Here is a 333-nt window from a genome sequence, read left to right as displayed (position 1 = left end):
GCTCATAACCCGAAGGTCGCAGGTTCAAATCCTGTCCCCGCAACCAATGGTCCCGTGGTGTAGTGGTTAACATGCCTGCCTGTCACGCAGGAGATCGCCGGTTCGACCCCGGTCGGGACCGCCATTTTAACCTCTGCTAATAAGCAGTTGGTTTTTATTTCTTGTTGTGATAAAATGTTTTTTGTCACTAAAAAGGAATATCTTCCGATGGGCTATAGCCAAGCGGTAAGGCAACGGACTTTGACTCCGTCATGCGCTGGTTCGAATCCAGCTAGCCCAGCCATTTACGAGCCATTAGCTCAGTTGGTAGAGCATCTGACTTTTAATCAGAGG

At 49.2% G+C, this 333-nt stretch carries 2 tRNA genes; both read left to right on the top strand.

What is annotated here, in order from left to right:
• Positions 1–48: 48 nt before the first annotated feature.
• Positions 49–124: transfer RNA gene (locus tag AC1M36_RS28575), tRNA-Asp, on the top strand.
• 84 nt (positions 125–208) lie between these two features.
• Positions 209–283 (top strand) — tRNA-Gln (locus tag AC1M36_RS28570).
• Positions 284–333 lie beyond the last annotated feature (50 nt).

It is taken from the genome of Bacillus sp. Medicinal_06 (assembly GCF_056711665.1).
Note: the sequence above shows the minus strand (reverse complement) of the source record. Positions and strands in the feature narration are given on the sequence as shown.